General features: G+C 67.3%; 2 protein-coding genes. Both read left to right on the top strand.

Annotated features, from left to right (window positions below):
* On the top strand, window positions 1–795 hold a 795-nt coding region (locus VF497_RS01070; RefSeq protein WP_330885394.1), incomplete at its 5' end, for a ribonuclease E/G.
* 27 nt (window positions 796–822) lie between these two features.
* On the top strand, window positions 823–4673 hold a 3851-nt coding region (locus tag VF497_RS01075), incomplete at its 3' end, for a YhdP family protein (protein WP_330885396.1).

Consider the following 4673-nt stretch of genomic DNA (forward strand, 5'->3'; position numbering starts at 1 on the left):
ACGGCCGTTGAACGCGTGCGCATCGACAGCGCCGAGGAAGCGCGCCGGGTACAGCAGTTCGCCCGCGTGTTCGTGCCGCAGGCCGCGGCGAAGATCGAACCCTACTGCGGCCAGGCGCCGATCTTCGACCTGTACGGCGTCGAAGACGAGATTCAGCGTGCGCTCAAGAAGGAAGTGCCATTGAAGTCGGGCGGCTATCTCATTGTCGACCAGACCGAGGCGATGACCACGATCGACGTCAACACCGGCGCGTTCCTCGGCCATCGCAATCTCGAGGAGACGGTGTACAAGACCAATCTCGAGGCGGCGCAGGCGGCTGCGCGCCAGCTGCGCCTGCGCAACCTCGGCGGCATCATCATCATCGACTTCATCGACATGACCGACGCCGAGCACAAGCGCCAGGTGCTGCGCATGCTCGAGAAATCGCTCGCCCACGATCACGCCAAGACGACCGTGTACGAGATGTCGAGCCTCGGCCTAGTCGAGATGACGCGCAAGCGCACGACCGAAAGTCTCGAACGCCAGCTGTGCGAGCCGTGCCCGGCCTGCGACGGCCGCGGCAGCGTCAAGACCGCCGAGACGGTGACCTACGAAATCTTCCGTGAGATCACGCGCGCGGTGCGCCAGTTCGAGGCATCGAGCTTGCTCGTGCTTGCCGCGCAGAAGGTGGTCACGCGCATCCTCGACGAGGAGTCGGGTTCGGTCGCGGAGCTGGAGGAATTCACCGGCAAGACGATCCGCTTCCAGGCCGAGGAGCACTACGCGCAGGAGCAGTACGATGTGGTGTTGCTTTAACCGCAGGTCGTCCGGCGAACGCCACCCATGACGCCTTGGCGCCGCCATCTGCACCGTGCGCAATGGTGGCTGTTCCGGCTGCTGGCGACATTCGCGATCCTGATGGCGGTCGTGAGCAGCGTGACCCAGCTCGTCGTGCTGCCGTGGCTGACCAACCATCCCGAATGGGTCAGTGCCAAGCTCGCCGAAGCGCTGCATCGGCCGATTGCGATCGACCGCCTCGACGCACGCTGGGAACGCACCGGACCCCTGCTCAACCTGACCGGCGTGCATCTCGGCGCGATGCAGGCGGCGACCAAGGCCGCGGAAGGGCAGACACTGGACCTCGCCAGCGCCGGCCTCAAGATCAACTTCTTCGCCTGGGTGCGGCCGAGTGCGAGCTGGACCGAGATCCGCCTGTCCGGCATCGAACTCGACCTCGTGCGCGACGCGCAGGGCGAATGGCGACTGCGCGGTCTCGACACGGGCAACGCGGCCGACAACAACCAGGATCTCAACGACAGTCCGCTGTTCAGCCTCGGCACCGTCGTCGTGCGCGAGGCGAAACTCAATGTCGACGATCTGCCGAACGACAAGCACTTCAAGCTCGGCGCCGACGAGCTGCGCCTGACCGCGCACGGCGACTTCCTGCGCGTGCTCGCGCGCGTGAAGAACCTACAGAATGATTCCGCACCGGTGAATGCGGTGGTCGAATACGACCGCGGCAAGCGCGACGGCCGCGCCTATCTTGGCGGCGCCGACCTCGATCTCGCCGCGGTGTTGCGCAACTATCCGCTCGCCGGCCTCGTCGTCGATCGTGGCGGCGGCAAGCTGCAGGTCTGGGCCTGGCTCAAGGCCGGCGAGGTCAGCGAGGTGCGCGCCGAAGTCGACCTCGCCAATCTCGTGCTCGCCACGCACACCTCGATCAAGCTCGACGACAAGCACGACTTCCTGCCGCATGTCGGCATCGATCGCCTCGCCTTCGGCGCGCGCTGGCGGCGTGAGGAAGACGGCTTCAGTGCCGACGTGGCCGAATTGAAGGTCGTCCGCCAGAACGAGCCGCTGGCGCCGGCGGAACTGCATCTGCGCCGCCGCTATCCGGCCGGCGACTACTACGCCACGCCCGAGCACACGATCGCCATCGGCGCGCTCGACCTCGGCACCGTCGCCAATGCGGCGATGCTGGTCGATACGCTGCCGGCCGATCTGCGCCGCTGGCTGTATGCGGGCAATCCCTCGGGCACGCTCGCGCGCGCGACGCTACGTTTCGCCGATGCGACCGACTACGATGCCGCCGCGCAACTCGACGGCGTCGCCACGCACGCGTTCGGCAAGATCCCTGGCGCGAGCGGCGTCTCCGGCCAGTTGTTCGCCGACCAGGATGCGATCACTTTCGATCTGCCGCAGCACAACGCGTTCGCGCTGTTGCTGCCGAAAGTGTTCCGCGAGTCGCTGAGCTTCGCCGAATTCCACGGCAGCGTCAGCGCGTATCACGCCGACGACGCCTGGCGCATCGAGACCGGCGCGCTGCAGTTCGAGAACACGACGCCGGGCAAGAGTTACGGCGGCGAACTGCGCGGCGCGGTCGATATCTTCGACGCCGGTGGCAAGCCCGCGCTCGATGTCGCCGCCGTCATCACTCACGCCGATGTGGCCGCGGCCAAGCGCTTCTGGCCGCTCGGCGTCATGTCTCCGCATGCGATCGAATGGCTCGATCGCGCGCTCGATGCCGGCCAGGTCACCGGTGGCCGCGCCGTGTTCCGCGGCAATCTCGCCGACTGGCCGTTCCGCAACAACGCGGGGCGCTTCGAGGCCAGCGCCGACGTCGCCGACCTGCGCTTCCGCTATCTCGGCGACTGGCCGGCGATCGAGCACGCGCACGCGCTCGTCGATTTCGTCAACGCCGGGCTGCACGCCGACACCGATGGCGGAAACCTGCAAGGGGTGAAAGTCGGCAAGGCCAGCGTCGACATCAGCGACTACGGCGAGGGCACGCTCGAAGTCACTGCCAACGCGCAGGGCGGCGGTCGCGACCTGCTCGGCTTCGTCAAGGCTTCGCCGCTCGGCACGAAGTTCGCCGCGCAGCTGCTGGGCGTCGATGTCGGCGGCCAGGGCAAGGTCGACTTCGCCCTGCGCGCGCCGATGAAACCGATCGAGAATTTCCAGATCGACGGCAAGGCGCAGCTCGCCGATGCCGACCTCGCCGATGCAAAATACGATCTGAAATTCGACAAGGCCTCGGGGCCGCTGCGCTTCAACCGCAGCGGATTCTCCGCCGACGCGCTCGCGACCACGTTCAAGGGCAAGCCGGCGAAACTCTCGCTCGCGATCGGCGACTACGTCGACGATGTGAAGCATGTCGTCGAAGGCAAGGTCGATGCGCGCCTGCCGGTGGGCGAAGTGATCGATACCTGGGCCCCGGCGCTCAAGGACTACAAGAAATATCTCTCGGGCGAGGCGAACTGGAGCGCGCAGTTCAGCGTCGATCGCGATGGAGCCGACAAGGCCAGGACGAAGGATAGCGGCCAGCGCATTGTCCTGACCTCGGATCTGCGCGGCGTCGGCATCGACATGCCCGTGCCGCTGAAAAAATCCGCCGATGGCATGTTGCCGCTCAAGCTCGTGGTCGGCCTGCCGCCCGCCGGCGCGAATATCGATGCGAGCCTCGGCGACATCCTCAACCTGCGCGGCCGCCTGCCGACGCCGACGGCGCCGTTCGCCGCCAACGTAATCTTCGGCGGCGAGGCGACCGGCGTGCTGCCGAAGTCCGGCATCGCGATCGGCGGCGCGGCACGCGAAGTCGATCTGTCCGGCTGGATGAGTTTCGCCGCCGACGGCAGCGACGGCGGCACGGGCGGCGACGTGCTCCAGGGCGTCGATGTGCGCACGTCCGCGCTCGTCGCCTGGGACCGCGACTTCGGTGAGGCCAAGGTGCGCGTCGGTCTCGGCGGAGATGCGGTGCGCGTCGACTTCGACGGCACGCGCATCGAGGGCAGCCTGAGCGTGCCGAAGAAGAACCTGCGCACCGGCACGATCGTCGCCGACTTCAAGCGCCTGCACTGGCCCGAATCGCCCGAGGCACCGCCGAATGCCGCCGCGGTCGGCGACGTGCGTGATGACACGATCAATCCGGCGGCGATCCCGCCGCTGCGCATCGACATCGGCGACTTCCGTCTCGGCAAGGCCAGCTACGGCGCGGCCTCGGTGGAGACGAGGCCCATGCCCGAGGGCATGAACCTCGAGAAAGTCAGCACGCATTCGAAAGACATCGACATGAAGGCGCACGGCGTGTGGACGCGCAAGAACGGTTTCCACCGCTCGACCTTCGGCATCGAACTCAAGGCGCGCGATTTCGGCGCGATGCTCGACGCGCTCGGCTACGGCGGCAAGCTTGCCGGCGGCGAGATCACCGCTTCGATCGATGCGAGCTGGGCCGGCACGCCGTCGGCGTTCGCGCTCAACCGCATCAACGGCGGTGCGCTGCACATGAAGATCGCCGATGGGCGCATCCCGAACCTCGATCCCGGCGCGGGGAGGTTGGCTGGCCTGCTCAACCTCGCCGCGCTGCCGCGCCGGCTCGCGTTCGACTTCGGCGACCTGTTCAACAAGGGCTTCAGCTTCGATTCCGCACAGGGCGTGTTCACGATGACCGACGGCTACGCCTACAGCGACGGCTTCGAGGTGAAGAGCCCGACTGCCGACATGCGCGTCAAGGGCGCGATCGGCTTGAAGACCAGCGTCTGGGACATGCGCGTCGAAGTGACGCCGCATGTCGGCGCGACCGTGTTCGCCGGCGCCGGCGCACTGGTCGGCGGTCCGGTCGGCGCCGCAGCCGGCGCTCTCGTCGGCGGCGTGCTCGGCAAGGCGATCAACCAGGTGACGCAGTCCGAGTACAAGGT

Origin of the sequence: Rudaea sp. (assembly GCF_036383415.1) — a bacterium.
Taxonomy (GTDB): domain Bacteria; phylum Pseudomonadota; class Gammaproteobacteria; order Xanthomonadales; family Rhodanobacteraceae; genus Rudaea.